The sequence below is a fragment of the Rheinheimera sp. F8 genome (assembly GCF_001518915.1).
In genome coordinates, this window is record NZ_CP013656.1 from 854,121 (window position 1) to 873,558 (window position 19,438).

At 51.4% G+C, this 19,438-nt stretch carries 18 protein-coding genes; 14 read left to right on the plus strand and 4 right to left on the minus strand.

Annotated elements, in window-relative coordinates; translation table 11 throughout:
- Positions 1 to 10: 10 nt before the first annotated feature.
- The 3 genes from ATY27_RS03850 to fadI all read right to left on the minus strand — a co-directional run bounded on the left by ATY27_RS03850 (position 11) and on the right by fadI (position 3,726).
- Positions 11 to 205: a hypothetical protein gene (locus ATY27_RS03850; protein ID WP_208931108.1), complete on the minus strand. Its 195-nt coding sequence runs from the start codon at positions 203 to 205 to the stop codon at positions 11 to 13.
- Between the two features lie 84 nt (positions 206 to 289).
- Positions 290 to 2,416, minus strand: a complete 2,127-nt coding sequence (gene fadJ, locus ATY27_RS03855; RefSeq protein ID WP_208931107.1) for a fatty acid oxidation complex subunit alpha FadJ — start codon at positions 2,414 to 2,416, stop codon at positions 290 to 292.
- The gene (gene fadI / locus ATY27_RS03860) at positions 2,416 to 3,726 is read right to left on the minus strand and encodes an acetyl-CoA C-acyltransferase FadI (RefSeq protein WP_208931106.1); all 1,311 of its coding nucleotides are present in this window, start codon (positions 3,724 to 3,726) and stop codon (positions 2,416 to 2,418) included. The genes fadJ and fadI overlap by 1 nt, the downstream gene beginning before the upstream one ends.
- 210 nt (positions 3,727 to 3,936) lie before the next feature.
- Between fadI and ATY27_RS03865 the strand changes: the two genes are divergently transcribed.
- The 10 genes from ATY27_RS03865 to ATY27_RS03910 all read left to right on the plus strand — a co-directional run bounded on the left by ATY27_RS03865 (position 3,937) and on the right by ATY27_RS03910 (position 15,137).
- Positions 3,937 to 4,893 (plus strand): MoxR family ATPase, encoded by a 957-nt coding sequence (locus ATY27_RS03865; protein WP_208931105.1) that lies wholly within the window; start codon positions 3,937 to 3,939, stop codon positions 4,891 to 4,893.
- A gap of 11 nt (positions 4,894 to 4,904) precedes the next feature.
- Positions 4,905 to 5,906, plus strand: a complete 1,002-nt coding sequence (locus ATY27_RS03870; protein ID WP_244151306.1) for a DUF58 domain-containing protein — start codon at positions 4,905 to 4,907, stop codon at positions 5,904 to 5,906.
- The gene (locus tag ATY27_RS03875; protein WP_208931103.1) at positions 5,896 to 6,375 is read left to right on the plus strand and encodes a DUF4381 family protein; all 480 of its coding nucleotides are present in this window, start codon (positions 5,896 to 5,898) and stop codon (positions 6,373 to 6,375) included. The genes ATY27_RS03870 and ATY27_RS03875 overlap by 11 nt, the downstream gene beginning before the upstream one ends.
- On the plus strand, positions 6,368 to 7,342 hold the full coding sequence (locus ATY27_RS03880; protein ID WP_208931102.1) for a VWA domain-containing protein: 975 nt from the start codon (positions 6,368 to 6,370) through the stop codon (positions 7,340 to 7,342). The genes ATY27_RS03875 and ATY27_RS03880 overlap by 8 nt, the downstream gene beginning before the upstream one ends.
- On the plus strand, positions 7,332 to 9,170 hold the full coding sequence (locus tag ATY27_RS03885; RefSeq protein WP_208931101.1) for a VWA domain-containing protein: 1,839 nt from the start codon (positions 7,332 to 7,334) through the stop codon (positions 9,168 to 9,170). Before ATY27_RS03880 ends, ATY27_RS03885 begins: the two co-directional genes overlap by 11 nt.
- Positions 9,171 to 9,187: 17 nt before the next feature.
- A complete protein-coding gene (locus ATY27_RS03890; protein WP_208931100.1) occupies positions 9,188 to 10,855 on the plus strand; it encodes a BatD family protein in 1,668 nt (555 codons plus the stop codon).
- 87 nt (positions 10,856 to 10,942) lie between these two features.
- The gene (locus ATY27_RS03895; protein ID WP_208931099.1) at positions 10,943 to 11,458 is read left to right on the plus strand and encodes a sigma-70 family RNA polymerase sigma factor; all 516 of its coding nucleotides are present in this window, start codon (positions 10,943 to 10,945) and stop codon (positions 11,456 to 11,458) included.
- Positions 11,451 to 12,146, plus strand: a complete 696-nt coding sequence (locus tag ATY27_RS03900; protein ID WP_208931097.1) for a DUF3379 family protein — start codon at positions 11,451 to 11,453, stop codon at positions 12,144 to 12,146. Before ATY27_RS03895 ends, ATY27_RS03900 begins: the two co-directional genes overlap by 8 nt.
- A 146-nt stretch (positions 12,147 to 12,292) precedes the next feature.
- Entirely contained in the window at positions 12,293 to 13,783 is a 1,491-nt protein-coding gene (gene putP / locus ATY27_RS03905) for a sodium/proline symporter PutP (RefSeq protein WP_208931096.1), read from the plus strand.
- Positions 13,784 to 13,913: 130 nt separating this feature from the next.
- Complete coding sequence (locus ATY27_RS03910; RefSeq protein WP_208931094.1) at positions 13,914 to 15,137, plus strand: HDOD domain-containing protein; 1,224 nt, start codon at positions 13,914 to 13,916, stop codon at positions 15,135 to 15,137.
- A 125-nt stretch (positions 15,138 to 15,262) separates the two neighbouring features.
- Here the strand turns inward: ATY27_RS03910 and ATY27_RS03915 are convergent, their stop codons facing one another.
- Entirely contained in the window at positions 15,263 to 15,583 is a 321-nt protein-coding gene (locus tag ATY27_RS03915) for a helix-hairpin-helix domain-containing protein (RefSeq protein WP_244151305.1), read from the minus strand.
- Positions 15,584 to 15,801: 218 nt separating this feature from the next.
- Here ATY27_RS03915 and ATY27_RS03920 point away from each other — a divergent pair, with 218 nt between their 5' ends.
- The 4 genes from ATY27_RS03920 (at position 15,802) to ATY27_RS03935 (ending at position 19,434) form a co-directional block, all read left to right on the plus strand.
- Entirely contained in the window at positions 15,802 to 16,302 is a 501-nt protein-coding gene (locus ATY27_RS03920; protein WP_208931092.1) for a glycine zipper 2TM domain-containing protein, read from the plus strand.
- A gap of 78 nt (positions 16,303 to 16,380) precedes the next feature.
- Positions 16,381 to 17,061 carry a response regulator transcription factor gene (locus ATY27_RS03925; protein WP_208931090.1) on the plus strand — a complete coding sequence of 227 codons (681 nt, stop codon included), beginning with the start codon at positions 16,381 to 16,383 and terminating at the stop codon, positions 17,059 to 17,061.
- Positions 17,058 to 18,377: an ATP-binding protein gene (locus ATY27_RS03930; protein ID WP_208931088.1), complete on the plus strand. Its 1,320-nt coding sequence runs from the start codon at positions 17,058 to 17,060 to the stop codon at positions 18,375 to 18,377. The genes ATY27_RS03925 and ATY27_RS03930 overlap by 4 nt, the downstream gene beginning before the upstream one ends.
- 163 nt (positions 18,378 to 18,540) lie before the next feature.
- Positions 18,541 to 19,434: a TIGR01777 family oxidoreductase gene (locus tag ATY27_RS03935; RefSeq protein ID WP_208931087.1), complete on the plus strand. Its 894-nt coding sequence runs from the start codon at positions 18,541 to 18,543 to the stop codon at positions 19,432 to 19,434.
- Positions 19,435 to 19,438: the final 4 nt, after the last annotated feature.

Consider the following 19,438-nt stretch of genomic DNA (forward strand, 5'->3'; position numbering starts at 1 on the left):
AACAACAGGATTATGGCCGGAACCAGTTTAGTTCGGGCCCCATCACCCGCCGGCGCGCCATACGACGGTGATTCAGAAATAACGGCACTGACACAGGGCCGGTCAAAAGCGCCAGCAATACCCAGGGCCAACTGCGTAAACCGGCCTTTTTTGCTTGCAGATAACACCACAAACTCACCAGTGGATGTAGGAATAACCACAGCACAGCTATACTCCAGGTGCAAAAAAACGCGGCATTATACAAAAAAACCGCAGCAAGCTGCGGTTTTTTTCAGCATCTAAGCAAGACTCAGTAAAAGGTCTTTTCCTGCTCCGCCAGCTCAAGCAACATCTTTGCCGGCGCAAAACGACTGCCAAACTGCGCTTCATAGCAGCGCAAATCTGCCACCAGATTACCAGCGCCCAGACTATCAATGTAACGGAACGGCCCTCCGAGGAACGGTGGGAAACCTATGCCGAAAATGGCACCGATATCACCGTCACGGGCAGAAGCAATAATGCCCTCTTCGAGGCAACGTACTGCTTCGTTCAGCATTTGAACCATACAACGTTTGCTAATTTGCTCGGTGCTTAAACGGCCATTAGGCTGCACACCCAACAGGCTATATACGCTGGTATCGACCTCTTTTCGGCCCTTTTTCGCGTTTTTACCGTATAGGTAAAAGCCTTTTTCGACTTTTTTGCCTTTACGGCCATCGGCGATCAACTTGTCAAAAGCGGCTGGAGCCTGAAAACGCTCGCCCAGTTCTTTTTGCAGAATAGGTGAAATTTTTGCGCCAACGTCGATACCAACCTCATCCAGTAACGTGATAGGACCGACCGGGAAGCCAAAACGGGTCAGGGCTTTATCAAGCTTCTCAACTGACTCACCTTCCAGCAGCAGATTCGCCGCTTCGTTCATATACAGCGCCAAAATCCGGTTCACATAAAAACCAGCACCGTCTTTGACCACAATCGGTGTTTTACCTTGTTTACGGGCAAAAGCGACGGTGGTAGCGATAGTCTCAGCTGAGGTTTTGTCATGTGCAATCACTTCAACCAGCGGCATTTTGTCGACCGGAGAAAAGTAGTGCAGACCGATGACGTTTTCCGGCCGCGCTGCTTTCGCCGCGATCTGACCAATCGGCAATGAGCTGGTGTTCGAAGCAAACACTGTATGTTCGCTGCAATGTTGTTCAATATCGGCGACCATTTGCTGTTTCAGTGCCAGATCTTCAAACACCGCTTCAATGACCAAATCCACATCGTGGAAGCCGGAATAATCCGTAGTACCGGTCAGCAGTGCCATTTGTTTTTGCAGCTCAGTTTTACTGATAAAACGTTTTTTAAACTTTTTATTCAGCAGGCTGAAGCTGTATTTCAGCGCATTGCCAATGCCGGTCTGATTGATATCTTTGATCCGCACTGGCACACCGGCTTTACCGGCCGTAACGTTGGCAATGCCGCCGCCCATCAGACCACCACCTAATACGGCAGCTTTTTTCACCTTGCGGGGCTTGGCATCACCGGCGCCGCTTTCTTTTTTCATCTGCGTGGTCGCGAAAAACAAATTGCGCAGGTTGGCCGACACTGGCGTCATGCACAACTCGCCAAAATGTGTCGCTTCAACTTCGAGGCCTTTTTGCATACCGGAATGCACACCAGCTTTGATCGCATCGATGATTTTCAGCGGTGCCGGGTAATGGCCTTGCGTTTTTGCCAGTGTTTGCTTTTCCGCCTGACTAAACAAAATGCCGCGACCAATCGACGTAAATTCCAGTAACTGACCTACTAATGGCAACTTCACTGGTTTTGAGCGGTCTGGCTTGCCCGCCAGCGCCATTTTCACCGCAGCCTCTAATAAAATGCTACGCGGTACTACCACATCGACCAAACCAGCTTTTTTTGCCTGAACTGCGCGCAACTGTTTGCCAGTCAGCATCATATCCAGCGCTTTTTGCAAACCGACCAGTTTTGGCAGACGCTGCGTGCCGCCGCTGCCCGGTAACAGACCCAGCTGCACTTCCGGCAGACCTAATACGGTTTTGTTGTCATCAGTCGCAACGCGGCCGTGACAGGCCATCGCCAATTCCAGACCACCGCCCAGGCATGGACCATGAATGGCCGCGATCAGCGGTATATGCAGTTTTTCCAGCTCGTTAAACATACGCTGACCCATGCTGGCGATCGCGGTTGCTTCCGCGGCCGTTTTGCATTTATCCAGCATGCTGATATCAGCACCAGCAATAAACGAATCGGCTTTGCCGCTGATAATCACCAAACCTTTGATGTTTTTGTTGCTGCGCACTTCATCGAGCACCGCCGCGATCTCGTCAGCAAACTCGGCTTTGAGCACATTCATGCTCTCGCCAAAGATATCCATCGTGATCACACCTACACCATCATCACGTTGGCTTAAGCTAAAAGTTGGCTGCATTATTCAGTCTCCACTATCATCGCGGCGCCAAGGCCACCAGCCGCGCAGGCGGTGGTCAGGCCGATACCGCCACCGCGGCGTTTTAATTCGTTTAAGGTTTGCGTGATGAGGCGAGTACCTGTCGCAGCAAATGGGTGGCCATAGGCCAGCGATCCACCGTTGACGTTAAATTTCGCCATATCAATGTCACCAATGGCTTCTGTGCGACCCAGTTTTTCTTCGGCAAATTTTTTCGAACCAAACATTTTCATATTGGCCAGAGCCTGGGCGGCAAAAGCTTCGTGCATCTCAATCAGAGTCAAATCAGACAGTTTCATGCCGGCGCGGTCTAAAGCCAGTGGTGTGGCGTACGAAGGGCCCATCAGCATATCTTCCCAGACGTCGATGGCAGCAAAAGCGTAACTGCGCACATAACCGAGAATTTCGTAGCCCATCGCTTTGGCGCGGCTTTCGGTCATCATCAGGACGGCAGATGCACCATCCGTCAGCGGTGTTGAAGTTGCGGCCGTCACAGTGCCGTAACTGCGATCAAACACTGGTTTTAATTTGGCATAAGATTCCAGCTTGGAATCGAGCCGAACGTTGTTATCGATTTCGAGGAATTTGTTGTAAGGCTCGACATGCGCCGCCATCACCTCGTCTTTCATCAGGCCATTTTGCCAGGCCAAAGCGGCCAGCGTATGCGACCGGTGCGCCATCGCATCCTGGTCCGCCCGGCTGATGCCGTGGCTTTTTGCCATTTGCTCTGCCGTGTCGCCCATCGACAAGCCTGTGGTGTACTCAGCAACCGCCGGCGGTACCGGCATTAAATCTTTCAAACCTAAGCGGCGGAAAATCGCCAGTTTCTGACCAAAGGTTCTGGCTTTGTTGACATCAACCAAAGCCCGCGCCAGATTTTTACTGACGCCAATCGGCAGCACTGAACTGGAATCAGCACCGCCGGCGATGGCGATTTCGGTAATGCCGGCCATCATACTTTCGGTGACGCTGACCACGGACTGGAAGCTGGTCGCGCAGGCCCGGGTGACACTGAATGCATCGGTGTGCACGTTCATACCGGTACCCAGTACGATTTCACGGGCGATATTCGGCGCTTCCGGCATCTGCACAACTTGACCGTAAACAACCTGATCAATTAACTTGGGGTCCAGCTCACTGCGGATCAGCAGTTCGTTGACGACCAGCTTGCCAAGCTCCAGTGCCGAAACACCGTGAAATTCGGTCGCCTGTTTGGCAAATGGTGTACGTAAACCACGGACGATGGCGATACGATCGCCCTGCCGGGTTCTGAGTTGAATGGGATTGGCCATAGAAGTCCTCTTTTGCTGGTCGTTACAGGTCTGACCTGTGATTTTTCCCGATTGTAGCGAGACTCCGACAAAATTAAAACACTTGTTTTAATCGTCGCCGCCCCCAGATCCGCGGAGTTGGTCTTAGCCTAGCCGCTTTTCATCGGATACGCATATGAAATCCCCCGTGATTTCATATAAATAACGCACTTAAACCGAAGCCAGAGAGTATTGTTTGTGAACGCATTTAACCGGTTAAAATCCTATCTCGACAGCCAGGTGATCGGGCAGCCTGCCCTGACTGAAGGTATTCTGCTGGCGCTGCTGGCCAATGGTCATTTACTGGTAGAAGGCCCACCGGGTCTGGCAAAAACCCGCGCTGTCAACGCCCTGGCGCACGGCGTGGAAGGCAGTTTTCATCGCATTCAGTTTACGCCGGATTTGTTACCTGCCGATTTAACCGGGACTGATATTTACCGGCCGGAAACCGGCAAATTTGAATTCCAGAGTGGTCCGTTGTTCCACCACATTATCCTGGCGGATGAAATTAACCGCGCACCGGCCAAGGTGCAGTCGGCTTTATTAGAAGCGATGGCGGAAAAACAAATTACGGTGGGCCGCCACAGTTACAAATTACCCGAATTGTTTTTAGTAATGGCCACGCAAAACCCACTGGAACAGGAAGGCACCTACCCGCTGCCGGAAGCCCAGCTCGACCGGTTCCTGCTGCATTTAAAAGTGGATTATCCGGACGCCGACACTGAACTGAAAATTCTGCGTTTAACCCGAGGCGAAGCGTTAGCCCAGCAGGCGGAAACACCGGTCCGGATGAGCCAGGCCGATATTTTTGCTGCCCGTCAGACCATTTTGCAGCTGCATATGGCTGAAAGTCTGGAGCAATATATCGTGCAACTGGTGATGGCGACCCGCCACGCCGGCAATTATGGTGCCGAGCTTGGCCGTTATATCGCGTATGGAGCCAGTCCGCGCGCGACTATCGCGCTGGAACGTTGTGCCCGCGCCAAGGCATGGCTCAGTGGCCGCGATTTTGTTACACCGGATGATGTGCAGGCCGTGTTCCATAATGTGCTGCGTCACCGGCTGATCTTAAGTTATGAAGCTGAAGCTGAAGGGGTCAGTACTGACCAGGTTCTCAGCGAATTATTAAAACGAGTGCCGATCGCCTGATGAACCCCGCCGTGCAAGCACAAACAGCCACGCAACAACTGGCCGCACTCGGCGCCGACGGTGTGCAGCTGGATCTACCGCAATTGCTGAAATACCAGCACCATACATATGTGCTGGATTTAGCGCCGCAACAGGTGATCCAGAGCAAACTGGCTGGTAGTTATCTGGCGCGCAGTAAAGGTCGCGGCATGGAGTTTGACGAAGTCCGTCATTACCAGCTCGGCGATGATGTCCGTACTATCGACTGGCGTGTCACGGCACGTACCGGCAAAGTGCACACCAAGTTATTTCGTGAAGAAAAAGAGCGGCCGGTGTTTGTATTGACTGACTTGAGTCCGTCGATGCATTTTGGCTCTGTCCTGCTGACCAAAGCGGTACAGGCGGCACACTTGGCGGCGCTGGTTGGCTGGCATGCCCGCGAACGCGGCGATAAATTTGGTGGCATCTTGTTTAATAGCCAGCAAATCAGGGAATTAAAACCTGCCAGTCGCAGTGTTTCCGTCTTGCGTTACTTGCAGCAACTGATAGATCTGAACAATAAACCAGTCACTGCCGGGCAACAGCCGGTGAGTCTGGCCGACGCCGTTGGTCAATTGCGCCGGTTGGTAAGGCCGGGCAGTCTGGTTTATCTCATTTCTGACTTCAGTGCCTTAGATGCTAATGTGCTGCGCCATTTGCAATCGATGCGCATGCATAATGAAATCAGGCTCTGTCAGATCTTTGACCCACTGGAGCAACAGATCCCGGCAGCAGTATCAGGACAGCTGGCGCTGCAGACTGATGCCGCTGTGTTACAACTGGATTTAACGCCGGCCGGTCTGAAACAACGCTACGAGAACCAACAGCAGCTGCAGCAGGCTGAACGCACACAGTACTGGCGCAGTCTGGGCCTGCGCCACATGCAGATCAGTAATGCGTCATCACTGCGCAGCCAGCTTGCTGCACAACAACACAATCCGGCTCAAACCCATTCGGCGCCGTTTAATACTCCCGGAACTGTCCATGGCGAATGAACCCAACATCACTGACACGTTAAAAACAGCGCTGGCCGATATACAGCAGCCTGCGTTGCCGGATGAGTTCTATCTGGCACCCGGCTGGCTGCTGCTGGCACTGCCAATACTGCTGGCAATCGCTTGGTTAGGACGAAAGTGGTACCGGACTTACCGGCGTGACAGTGCCAGGCGCCTTGTTTTGCAAGCACTCAGTCAAATTCAGTTGGAACAGCCGGAAGCCGCCAATGCCATCCTGCAATTGCTGAAACAATATCTGCAGACTAAACGGCCAGGTCATCCGGCGCTGGCAGAAAAAAGCACTGGATTTGTCGCGTTTTTACAGCGCAGTGGCAAGTTGTCAGAGCAGCAGCCTGATTTAGATCAGTTGCTATACAGCCGCACATCGGATCCATCGCAGTTAAAAGCCTGGCACCAGTTTGCCTGGCTATGGCTGGAACAGCATCGGGAGCAAGGTTTAGATGTTTGAATTTACCTTGCCCTGGTTATTTGTCCTTCTGCCTGTGCCGTGGCTGTTGCGTGCCCGTCAGTCAGTCGCCGGACAGCCACTGTTTTTCCCGCCTCTGGCGCGGCTGGCTGCGGCAGAGCAACACAGCCCGCAACATCAACGCTGGCGCCTGCCGGCGCTGTTACCGCTGTTATTTTGGGCTTGTCTGGTGACAGCGGCAGCAGGACCGCGCTGGCTCGGTGAACCCGTTACACTGCCGCAGCAAGGTCGCGACATGATGCTGGCAGTGGATTTGTCCGGCTCGATGAATATCAATGACATGGTTATTGAAGGCCAGTCCTATAACCGGCTGGACGCGGTCAAACACGTACTGAGCCAGTTTATCGAGAAACGTCAGGGCGACCGGCTGGGGTTAATTTTGTTTGCCGATGCTGCATACCAACAGACACCACTGACCTTTGACCGCACTACAGTGCAAAAAATGCTCGATGACGCCGTGCTTGGATTGGTTGGGCAGCGCACTGCTATTGGTGAGGCCATCGGTCTGACGGTCAAACGGTTTAATACCTACCAAAGTTCAAATAAAGTACTGATTTTACTCAGTGATGGCGCCAATACTGCTGGCAATATCCAGCCGCGCGAAGCACTGGCTTTGGCGAAAGCCGCCGGCGTTAAAATCTACGCGGTCGGGGTTGGGGCAGAACAAATGGTCCAACAAGGTATTTTTGGCCCACAGGTTGTGAATCCTTCTGCCGATCTGGACGAAAAATTATTGACCGAACTTGCCAGTGAAACTGGTGGTCGATATTTCCGCGCCCGCAATCTGCAGGAACTCGCCGAGATTTATCAGTTACTGGACCAGCTGGAGCCGATTGAACGTGATCAGCTGAATTACCGCCCGCAGCAAAGCCTGCTGCAATGGCCCTTAGCTGGCGCATTATTGCTGCTGGGTCTCGCGTTTTGGCGCCGGAGTCGTTATGCCCGTTGACATCCACTTTTTACGACCTTGGGTATTAGTATTGTTGCCGCTGGTCGCGCTGAGTTGGCTGCTGCTGCGCCGCCTGCCCCCGACCGACGCCTGGCAACAATTACTGGCACCCCATTTATATCGCCAGCTGCTGGCGCAGCAGCCTGTGGCGCGTAAACAATTCTGGCTGTTGCCGCTGATGCTGTTACTCGGCATTTTCGCCGGCGCCGGTCCGAGCTGGCAAAAACTGCCGCAACCGGCATTCCAGCTCAAACGCGCCACTGTATTGGTATTGGATATGTCAATGTCGATGCGCTCGACCGACATCAAACCGAACCGCGTAACGCAAGCGCGCTTTAAAGCGCTGGATTTTGCCCGCGAACAACTGGAAGGCGAAATGGCCTTGTTGGCATTTGCCGGCGATGCTTATGTCATTTCGCCGTTAACGCCGGACCACAACAATATCAGTTTGTTATTGCCTGATTTAAAACCGGAAATTATGCCGGTGCAGGGATCTGATTTTGCCAGCGCGCTGAAAATGGCGGATCAGCTGTTACAACAGGCCGGTTATGTTAAAGGCGACATCGTGTTTTTTACTGACGGTTTTGACAGCCAGCAATTTATGCAGATCCGCGACCAGCTCAATGGCTTTGCGCATCGCGTGTCGGTGTTGGCTTTTGGCAATACCGACGGCGCGCCGGTGCAGCTGGAAAATGGCGAACTGCTTAAAGACGCCCGTGGCAGCATCGTGTTGCCAAAAGTACCGTTGACCCAATTAAAAGAAATCAGCAGCCTGACTGGCGGTGTCTTTGCCACCAGCACTTTTGATGACAGCGACGTGCAAAAACTGCTGGCGCTGCCTGAATTAAAACTCAACGATGCCGCTGAGCAGACTCAGATGCAAGGCGACCAATGGCAGGATGCCGGCATTTACCTGTGTTATCTGTTATTGGCACTTGGCATCTGGTATTTACGCCAGCCGCAACTGTTTATGTTGCCGTTATTGCTACTGGCATGGCCACAGCCTGTGCCCGCCCGGCAGATGACCGAACCGGCGACCACTGAAGCGCCGGCTCCGGCTTTCGGCTGGCAGGATTTATGGCAGAGTAAAACGGAACAGGCAAAACAGGCTTACGACAGTGGCGATTACGCCCGGGCGCGCCAACAATTCGCCGATCCACTGTGGCAAGGCAACGCGGCTTACCGGGCTGGCGATTATGCCGCCGCCGCTGAACTGTTCAGCAAAGACAGTTCTGCTGCCGGTCAGTTTAATCTCGGTAACAGCCTGGCCCTGCAGCAACAATATGAACAAGCCCTGGCAGCTTATCAACAGGCAGAACAGCAGCAACCCGGCTTGCCTGGCGTCAAAGAAAATATTGAACTGATGAAAAAAATGCTCGAACAGCAACAACAGCAATCTGAACAAAATCAGCAGCAAAATGGCGATCCTGATCAGCAAAATGATTCCAAAGACGGCAAAGACCAGCAGCAAGAGCAACAAAACCAGCAATCGCAGCAGGACTCTAAACAGCAAAACGAACAGTCACAAAATGAGCAACAAGCTGCTGATGACGCCAAAGCTGACCCCGCGCAACAACAGCAGCAACAACAGACTCAACAACAAGCGCAGCAGGCCGAACAGCAGGACAAAGAATCAGCCCAGGCCGAACAACAAAAAGCGATAGAACAAGCCTGGCCCAACGCCAGTGCGGAAGAAAGCCAGCAATTGGAAAACCTGCTGCGTAAAGTGCAGGATGAGCCCAGTTTATTATTAAAAAACAAAATGTTGCTGGAGTATCAAAAACGTCAGCAACAGGCAATACCACGCGGTGTTCAACAAGAATGGTAAATCAGATGGTTAATCAGATGGTCAAATTAGCTGGCCGACTGCTGTTGTTAACGCTGTGCCTGATCAGTCAGGTCCAGGCGGCTACCCAGCTCAAGGCCAGTGTCGATAAAAACCCGGCGATGTACGGCGAAGCCATCATGTTGCAATTGGTGCTGGACGAAAAAGTTGATGCCGGCGCCATTGATTTTGCCAGCCTGGAAGCTGATTTTCGGGTAACCGGCCCTTCTGTCAGCCAAAGTATGCAAATCGTCAACGGCCAGTCGAGTCAAAGTACCAGTTGGCAGCTGAGCTTGTTTCCGCGCCGCACCGGTACACTGACCATTCCGGCATTTCAGATAGGAGCACTCAGTAGCGAACCGATCAGCCTCGAAGTGCAACCAGCCAGTCAGGCATCCGGCAAAGGCGCCGAATTATTTCTACAAAACAGCTTTAGCAGCGAAAGCGTGCATGTTCAGCAAATGCTGTATTACGAAATCAAAATCTATTTTAAAGGGGAGCTGCAACGCGGCAATCTAAGTCAGCCGGAGCTGGCCGGAGCGGATGTGGAGCAAGTCGGTAAAGACATTGAAAACAGTGAAATTGTCAACGGTGAACGCTACCAGACCATCACACGCCGCTATAGCGTGATCCCGCAAAAAAGTGGCACGCTGACGCTGAACCCGCCGTTTTTTAATGGTGAAATGATCGACCGTGACAACTCGCGGTATGACTATTTCGCCCGCACTAAAGCCGTGTCGGCAGAAGGCCAGGCACTGTCACTGCAAGTGAAGCCAATCCCGGACGGCCAGCAACAAAACTGGTTGGCGTCCGAGCTGGTCGCGCTCACCGAAGAATGGAACCCGGCCGGTGACCAATTGATACAAGGCGAACCGGTTACCCGGACTATTACGCTGACTGCACTGGATTTAGCCGACAATCAGTTGCCGGATTTACAACTTGGCACTGTTGCCGGCGCCAAAATCTATCCGGAGCAACCCCAAAGTCGCAAGGCTGAACGCAAAGGCCGGATCGTGGCGCAAAAGGTGTTCAGTTATGCCATTATCGCCGACAAAGCTGGCAGTCTGACTTTACCGGAAGTCCGCGTACGTTGGTGGAATACCAAAACCAATCAGCCGGACGAAGCAGTGTTGAGCGCTGTGACGCTGCAGGTCGCACCGAATCCGCAGGCGGTATCGCAGCCTGAGCCTGCCGCCACGACCACAACTTCCGCTGACCGGGTCCAGCCAACGCAGGTCTCAGACTGGCACTTTAGCTATAGCAGCTGGTTGTTGCTGAGTTTATGGCTGCTGACACTAGCCGCATGGGGATTGTGGGCAATGGCGGCGCCGCGAACTGCTGAGCGCGACAACACAAAACTGCCCCGCACCACCGCAGGCAGCGAACTGCGGTTTAATTCTCGTAAGCTGAAACAAGCCTGCCAGCAGCACGATGCCGCTTTGGCCCGGGAGCAATTATTGCGCTGGGCGCAGCAACTGATTAGTGCAAACATTGAATCACTGACCGATCTGGTCCAGCATTTGCCGGACGGCGCTTTAAAAACGCAAATTCAGCAGCTCAGTTATCAGGGTTATCAACCCGCGGGTGCGCAGTGGCAAGGTCAGGCATTACTGGAAGCCTGGGCACATTTTCATCATCAGCCGGTCACTACGGCTGAAGGCCTGGCCCCTTTATACCCGCGCGGCTAATTTTTTTCACTTCGCCTGCACATAAAGTGCAGGTATGCCGGTCTGTGCTGTTATGTCGACTATTTACAGTCAAATGGCGGAGTTCAGATGAACAGCGCACAACAACGTTATGAGGCACTGGTCCGTGCTTACACCCCGGACCTCTGCCGCTACGCCTACTGGCTGTGTCGGTCAAAGAGTATTGCTGAGGATTTAGTGCAGGACACTTTGCTGCGCGCCTGGAAAAATCTGGCACAGCTACAGGAAGCCGGCGCCGCTAAATCCTGGTTACTAACAATTCTGCGCCATGAAAATGCACGGCGATTTGAACGTAAGCAGTTTGACTACAGTGATGTGGAACAAGACAGTCTGGAAGATACTGCTCATGCCTCGCCGGAGCATTGGGTTGCCACTGATCGGTTGCATCGTTTGATGCTGGAACTGCCACAGGATTACCGCGAACCCTTAGTGATGCAGCTGTTACTTGGTATGACCGGTGATGAAATTGCCACAGTGCTGCAGCTGAATCTGAATACAGTCAATACCCGCTTATTTCGCGGCCGGGCGCAATTACGTGCCCGGCTGCAGCCTGATCACTCAGATGGAGTCTCCCAGCATGGATAATCTTTTACTTCGCCGGGCACTGTATGAGGATCCGGCCAGTGTTTCGCCACAACAGCTCAATGATGATGCGCAATTACTGCAACTACAACAGGAGTTACTGCTGTTGGATCATCAGTTGAAACAACAGCTTGAAATTGATGTACCCCCTCAGCTGGCTGAACAGATTTTGTTACGCCAGCAGATGTTGCCGGTTGTTCGCCACTGGTGGCAACGCCCTCTGCCCTATGCCACCGCGGCGGCCCTGCTGTTGTCAGTATGGTTTTATCAGGGGGCGGCGCCGCAAGTCAGCGCCGATTTGGGCCAACATGCATTGAGTCATGTCTATCATGAACTGGCGGCTTTGGGTGCTATCAGCACTTTAGACCAGCCTAGTTTGCAACCACTGTTTGCCGAGCTTGGCCTCAGCGCCGAGCTGCCCGTCCCGGTCCGTTATGCCCGTTTCTGTGATTTTGAAGGTGTGCGTTCGTTGCATCTGGTTCTCGAAGTCGATGGCCAACCGCTAACCGTCTTTGTGGTGCCGGATCAGACCGATTTCCCCAAGGCAAAGGCAAGCCAGTTTGCTGATGCACGTTTTTTTGGCCAGAGCCTGAAAAGTGCCAGGCATTTGCTGGTCATGGTGGCGCAGCAACCGCAGTTGCTGGTGAAGGCCGGACCACTGCTCGCTGAGTCACTTAAATTTAACATTTAACTGCGGCTGGTAGCAGCCTGACCGCAGTTCGTGGAAAACTACTGGTCCTTGCCAGTGACTATTGTTAGCATTGCCCGGTCATAGTGGCTGGTCGTCTTGGACCAGCCCCGGCAACATAACTATAACCAACAGGTCGAGGGATCCCAGTGGAAACAGGCACTATTCTGGCGCTTGCGATTTATTTCATCGCAATGCTGGCCATCGGACTTTACGCATACCGACAGTCCAGCAGTAACTTATCTGAATACATGTTAGGCGGGCGCAAACTTGGCCCAGGCATCACTGCACTATCGGCCGGAGCGTCGGATATGAGCGGTTGGTTACTGATGGGCTTACCGGGCGCACTGTATACCGCTGGCATTTCGCAGATCTGGCTTGCTGTCGGTTTAATTCTTGGCGCATGGGCCAATTATTTATTTTTAGCCCCCCGCTTTCGCATCTACACCGAAATCGCTAACGATTCGATCACATTACCAGACTACTTTGAGCACCGTTTCGCCGATCGCACCCGTTTGCTACGACTGATTTCGGCAGTGGTTATTGTGGTGTTTTTCACTTTATACACAGCTTCTGGCGTGGTTGCCGGCGGTAAACTGTTTGAAAGCGTATTCCAGCTCGATTATATCTACGGTTTGGCACTGACCGTCTCAGTCGTGATTGCTTATACGTTATTAGGTGGTTTTCTCGCCGTCAGCATGACTGATTTTGTCCAGGGTATTATTATGTTCCTGGCCCTGATCTTAGTGCCTTTGGTCGCACTGAATGTCGTCGGAGATTTCGGCACTACCCTCAGTATTGTTGAAACATTAAATCCGAATCACCTCGATCTTTTCACAGGAACCAGTGTGCTCGGCATTATTTCACTGCTGGCCTGGGGTTTAGGTTATTTTGGTCAGCCACACATTATCGTACGTTTTATGGCGATCCGTTCGGTCAAAGATTTCCCGGTCGCACGCCGCGTCGGCATGTCATGGATGATTATTTCTTTAGGCGGCGCCGTGGCGACAGGCTTTGTCGGCATTGCCTACGTCCATCAGACCCAACAACCGCTGGCCGATCCTGAAACTATTTTTATTATGTTGTCGCAAGTGCTATTTCACCCGTTTATAACCGGCTTTTTGTTAGCAGCATTGCTGGCAGCTGTGATGAGCACTATTTCCAGTCAGTTATTAGTCACCTCCAGTGCCCTGACTCAGGACTTTTACAAGACTTTCCTGAATCAGCAGGCTTCAGATAAAACTCAGGTGTTAGTTGGTCGCTTGTCGGTCATGCTGGTGGCTGCAGTGGCGATTTGGATTGCCCTGGATCGCAGCAGTTCCATTCTGGATTTGGTTGGTAATGCCTGGGCTGGTTTTGGTGCCGCTTTCGGACCGGTAATTCTGATTAGTCTGTACTGGCGCAAAATGACTATGCCTGGCGCCCTTGCCGGTATGGTCGTTGGTGCATTGACAGTGTTGTTCTGGGTGTTCTCGCCGCTGCAGATCAACGGACAGCAATTAAATGACTTCCTCTACGCCATGGTACCAGGCGTTGTATTGGCGACCAGTGCCATTGTGCTGGTAAGTATGCTGACCAAAGCGCCGGAAAACGTTGTGAAACAACATTTCGACTTAATGGAAAAACAGCTCAAATCCTAGTTGAACTGGCGCTCGGTCCAGCCTGACTGAGCGCCTATCCCCCTGACAAAAACCGACAAATTTTATTAGCCACTGCCCGATGTTCTTTGCTACATTGCTGGAAGAGCAAACGCTGAGGACCCTAGCTGTTATGTATTTCTACGCCGCCCGCCAACCTATCTTAGATCGGGAAAAAAACCTGTACGCCTACGAGCTGTTGTTCAGAGACGGGCTGGCTAACGTATTCCCCGATATTGACGGCGATGAAGCGACGTCAAAAATGATCGCAGGCAGTCAGTTTAATTTTGGCCTTGATGATTTTCTTGGCGATAAACCAGGATTTATCAATTTCACTCTCGATACGCTGGTAAAAAAATTTCCCAGTATGCTGCCCAAAGAACAGGTTGTCGTGGAGATCCTGGAGACGGTGCAACCCGGCAAAAAATTACTGGCTGAAGTACAACAATTAAAAGATGAGGGATATATCATCGCTCTGGATGACTATATTCATCAGCCGGTCTGGCGACATTTTTATCCATTTATCGACATCATAAAAATTGATTTTCGCAGCACTGATGCTGCAACTATCGACCAAATCCTGTTAGCGGTTGCACCATTTCCACATATCAAATTATTGGCCGAAAAAGTCGAAACCAACGCTGAGTTTCAAAACGCATTGGATATGGGCTTCAGCTATTTTCAGGGTTACTTTTTCTCCAAACCGGAAATGCTGCAAAGTAAAGCTCTGTCTCCTGCCCAGATGACACTAGCGGAGTTACTTTACGAGACCTCAAAGTCTGAAATGGACCTTGGTCAAATCACCAGTATTTTCGAGCGTGACGTTAATTTATCTTATAAATTATTACGTTATTCAAATAGCGCAGTATTTAAGCGGCGCTCTGAAATCGAAACCATCAAACAAGCATTGGTTGTGTTAGGGCAGACCGAGCTGAAAAAATTCCTGTCGGTGTTGTTTACTGCCCAAGTGTCCAGCGAAAAACCGGCAGAACTGATGCGTTTGGCGATGACCAGGGCAAAATTTGCTGAAGGGATTGCATCGTTGCATCGACAGACGGATACCGCCAAAGCCTTTCTGACCGGCATGATGTCGCTGATGGACGCGATTCTGGATGAACCTATGTCTTCAGTGTTGACCAAATTGCCGCTGTCCAAAGACATTAAGGATGCGTTAGTTGGTGAACCTGGTTTATTAAGTGAGTATCTGGCGCTGGTCAAATGTTATGAACGGGCCGAATGGCAAGACGCTAATTTAGCCATTGCCAAGCTGAAACTGGATCCAAAAGTATTGCCGGATAAATACCATGAAGCAGTGCAATGGGCCAACGAGCAAATGCGTGCTCTGGGTGACGCTTAAGCTGCTGCGAATTTATGGTAATTTTGGAAAAGTCGCCGCAATTCAGGTGTTGCGGCGCACTGTTTTACAGCAAAGACTGCACAGACAGCCCCCCGACTAGTCAGTGCAGTCACATACCGGAAGCTTTAGCCGAAGCTGACGAAACCGGCGATACGATCTGCCATTTTCTCGCCAATGCCTTTGACTTCCATCAATTGCTTTTTGTCCTTGATCGGACCGTGTTGCTTGATGTATTCCAGAATCGCCTGCGCTTTTTTTGCGCCAATTCCCGGGATCGCTTCAAGCTGTTGCTGATCAGCTTTATTCAACGACAGTTTAGACTGAGCAACTGCGCCAACAGTTTTGCTGTCAGCATTGGTTGGATTGTTTAAGGCGGCGCTGGCGTTTTGTGCCCCCATACAGGCGATTGTTGCACAGAGCGCAAACCAGAGTGCTTTCATGTTCATCGGACTTTCCTTGCTATTCAGAGCATGTTAAAAGGTGCCAGCCATCCAGCGACTGGCGATTGCTACCTGACTAGTACATTTTTTCATCAGGTAAATTCAAATTAGTTAAAAATTACATTTTTGCAACTATTTATTTATATGTTTGCATTATTTTAATTCAGCCAAAGTTAAGCTCGTTGTTGCTAATGTCGATCTGAATACGTTTCGGAGGATCAAAGATGCGTTACTTGTTGTTGTTACTACCATTATTAACCGCCTGTTCCAGCCACTACGGCAAGAAACACTATGTGATGGCCAACGTGACAAAATCCGAACCTGTCTACAAAACGATTGAAATCCACAAACCCAAACGAGTCTGCGAAGAACGGCAAGTCGTGCAACGTGAATCTGACTCAGCCACCCCAACTATCGTTGGCGCCATTATCGGTGGTGCACTGGGCAATGCCATTGGTCACAACAGCTCAAATAAAAAAGTTGGCATGGCCGCAGGTGCCGTATTGGGTGGCTCCATTGGTCACGATGTTGGCAAACAGAATGGTTCCGATGTTGTGCACCTGCAAACCGTCTGTTATCAGGCTGGCACCGAAGTCGAATACCAAAGTGTGGTTGACGGCTACCGGGTCACCTATCAACTGAATGGCCGCGAATATACGACGATGCTCGATCGTGATCCGGGCTCGCAAATGCCGGTCGTCGTTGAACCACCGAGAAATCAATAAGCTAAATGGTCAGGCTTCCCGCCTGACCCCGACTGTTTTACACTCCCCATTGAATGTCGCCACTGAAAAGGAAATGCCATGCGCGTGCTGGTTGTTGAAGATGAAACCTTACTCGCCGAACAAGTGAAAAACCACCTGATGCAACAACAGTTCTCAGTGGATTTGTCACATGATGGCTCGGATGGTTTTTTTAAGATCAGTGAATACCCTTATGATCTGGCCATCGTTGATATTGGCTTGCCGAAGCTGGATGGCTTGTCTCTGATTAGGAAAGCCCGCCAGCAGGACATTAAAACCCCCATCATTCTGCTGACCGCACGCGGCAGCTGGCAGGAGAAAGTACAAGGCCTTGATGCCGGTGCCGACGATTACCTGACCAAACCTTTCCATATGGAAGAATTATTGGCCAGATGCAATGCGCTGATCCGCCGCGCTGCCGGTCAGCCGGACCCTACCCTCAGTGCCGGGCCGGTCAGCCTGAACAGCCGCACCCAGCAGGTATGGTGTCACGGCGCCGAGGTGTCGCTGACCGCCTATGAATATAAAGTGCTGGAGTACTTTATGCTCAATCCAACTAAGGTGATCTCCAAGACCGAATTAACCGAACATATTTATGATCAGGATTTTGACCTCGACAGCAACGTTATCGAAGTGTTTGTATTGCGGCTGCGCAAAAAACTCGACCCGGACGGTGAACTTAAACCAATAGAAACCCTACGTGGCCGGGGCTATCGCTTTAATTTGGCGGTAGGCGCATGACATTGTCGTTAAAGCTGCGCCAGGCCATTGTTTGCCTGGTGCTGCTGATTTTTATGCTACCAGCCTCTTTCCTCGCCATCGAACGGGCTTTTTTTGCTCAATTACTGACCAGTACTGAACAAAAGCTTGAAGTACACCTTTATTCGTTTTTATCTGAGCTCTCCAGCAAAAATGATGTAGTAGAGATTAATAACAGTATTTTACCCGCGGATTTTTTGCGGACTGATTCTGGCACCAGCGCTTATATCGTGTCGGAAGACAAGTTGATTTGGCAATCTGATTCCTCTTTGAATCAGACCTTTACGCCACCTGTACACGAAATGCTACCGGGTAAACATGAGTTCGTTGCGCTGGAGCAAGACGGTAAAACTTATTGGGTGTTGTCTTTTGCCTTGCTGTTTGACATGGGTGAGCGCAGCATGCCGCTGACCATCCATATTCTGCAGGACGACCGGCTGCTTGAGGCCCCGATGCAAAGCTTTCGTCAAACGCTGTTGCGCTGGTTTATCGGTATAGGTCTGGTCTTGGCACTCATCATGCTGTTGGCTTATTACTGGACCACACAGCCACTTTCAGCACTGGACCACGAGATCCGTGAAGTCGAAAGTGGCCAGCAGCAGCAACTGACCCAACGTTATCCTGCTGAACTGCAAACTATTAAAGAAGACCTGAACTTACTGCTCGACAATCAAAACCGGCAAAAACAACGCTACCGGCATCACCTGAGTGATCTCGCCCACGCACTGAAAACTCCCGTTGCCGTGTTGAAAACATCGGCACTGGCGGAGCAGCCCGAACTACGTGATCAGATTGACCGGATCACTGCGATGATTGAACATCAGCTCAAACGCGCCAGCAGTTCAGGCCAGGATATCTGGTTAAAACAAATTCCAATCAGTCCGGTCGCCGAACAGCTGAAAAATGCGCTGCAAAAAATCTATCGCGACAAGCAAATCCGCTTTGAGCTGAATTGCCCGCCGCAAATGATGTTTCGCGGCGATGAAACAGATCTGATGGAAATGCTGGGCAATTTGCTTGATAACGCCTGTAAAGCCTGTCAACAACGGGTCAGACTGTCGGTGCAGTGTAAACCGTTGCAACTGACGGTTGAAGATGATGGCCCGGGCGTACCAATGGACAAAAAAGCGCAGTTATTGAGCCGGGGAACCCGTCTGGATACTTATACTGATGGCCATGGTGTCGGTTTATCCATCGTCGATGAGCTCTGTCAGTCATATCAGGGGCAACTTGAAATCAGTCAAAGCACTCTGGGCGGCGCCAGTTTCAGTTTAATTTTCACCCAGCATCAGTATTAGTCTCCGGGCCAGAAGCGTACAAGACAACGAACTGACCAGGAATTCATTTTGCACCGTCCTTCTCAACGCTGTTGTGCCTGCAAGTTCTGCTGCTAAGCTCTTGATCTGACACTGTGCCTGTCAACGTACTACACTGTTTAGACTCAATTTCAGGAGATCTTCTATGCGGATCCTGCTTACCGGCGCGACTGGTCTTATCGGTCAGGCACTGTGTCAGCGCTGGCAACATCAGCATCAACTGATCTGTTTGAGCCGTGATGTAACAAAAGCACAGCGCAAATCTGATCTGGCGGTGCACTGGACAGATAGCCTGGCCAGCGTCGACTTTAACCAGCTTGACGCCGTGGTAAATCTTGCCGGTGAGCCTATCGCAGCCAAACGCTGGACGGATAAACAAAAGAACCGGATCTGCCAGAGCCGCTGGCAACTGACCGAACAAATCGCTGGCGCTATTTTGCAGGCAAACAACCCACCCACAGTGCTGATCAATGGTTCAGCCATTGGATTCTATGGCCGTCAGGACAGCGGCTGTATTGACGAAAGCTTCCAGACTTTTTATCCGGACTTCAGCCATGATATCTGCGCCCGTTGGGAGAATCTGGCAATGCGCGCTCAGACCGACAAAACCAGAGTTTGCATTCTGCGCACTGGTGTAGTGCTGTCCGAACACGGCGGTGCGTTAAGCCGGATGGTGCCGGCTTACCGGCTTGGTCTGGGAGGCAAACTGGCTGACGGCCAGCAATACATGTCCTGGATCCATCTGGATGATATGCTGAATATCATTGAATACATGTTATTACACGGCGAGTGCCACGGCATCTACAATGCGACCGCACCCATGGCAGTCACCAACCAGCAATTCAGTAAATTATTGGCAGAACGGCTGAATAAACCTGAACTGTTGCCGCTACCAGCCTTTGCCTTACGCTTGCTGTTTGGCGAAATGGCAGACTTGCTGCTGTTTGGTCAGCAAGTCTATCCAAAGCGCCTGTTAGACGCAGGTTTTCAGTTTCAATACAGTCAGTTGCGTCAGGCGCTGGCGTCACTGAAACTATAGTAAC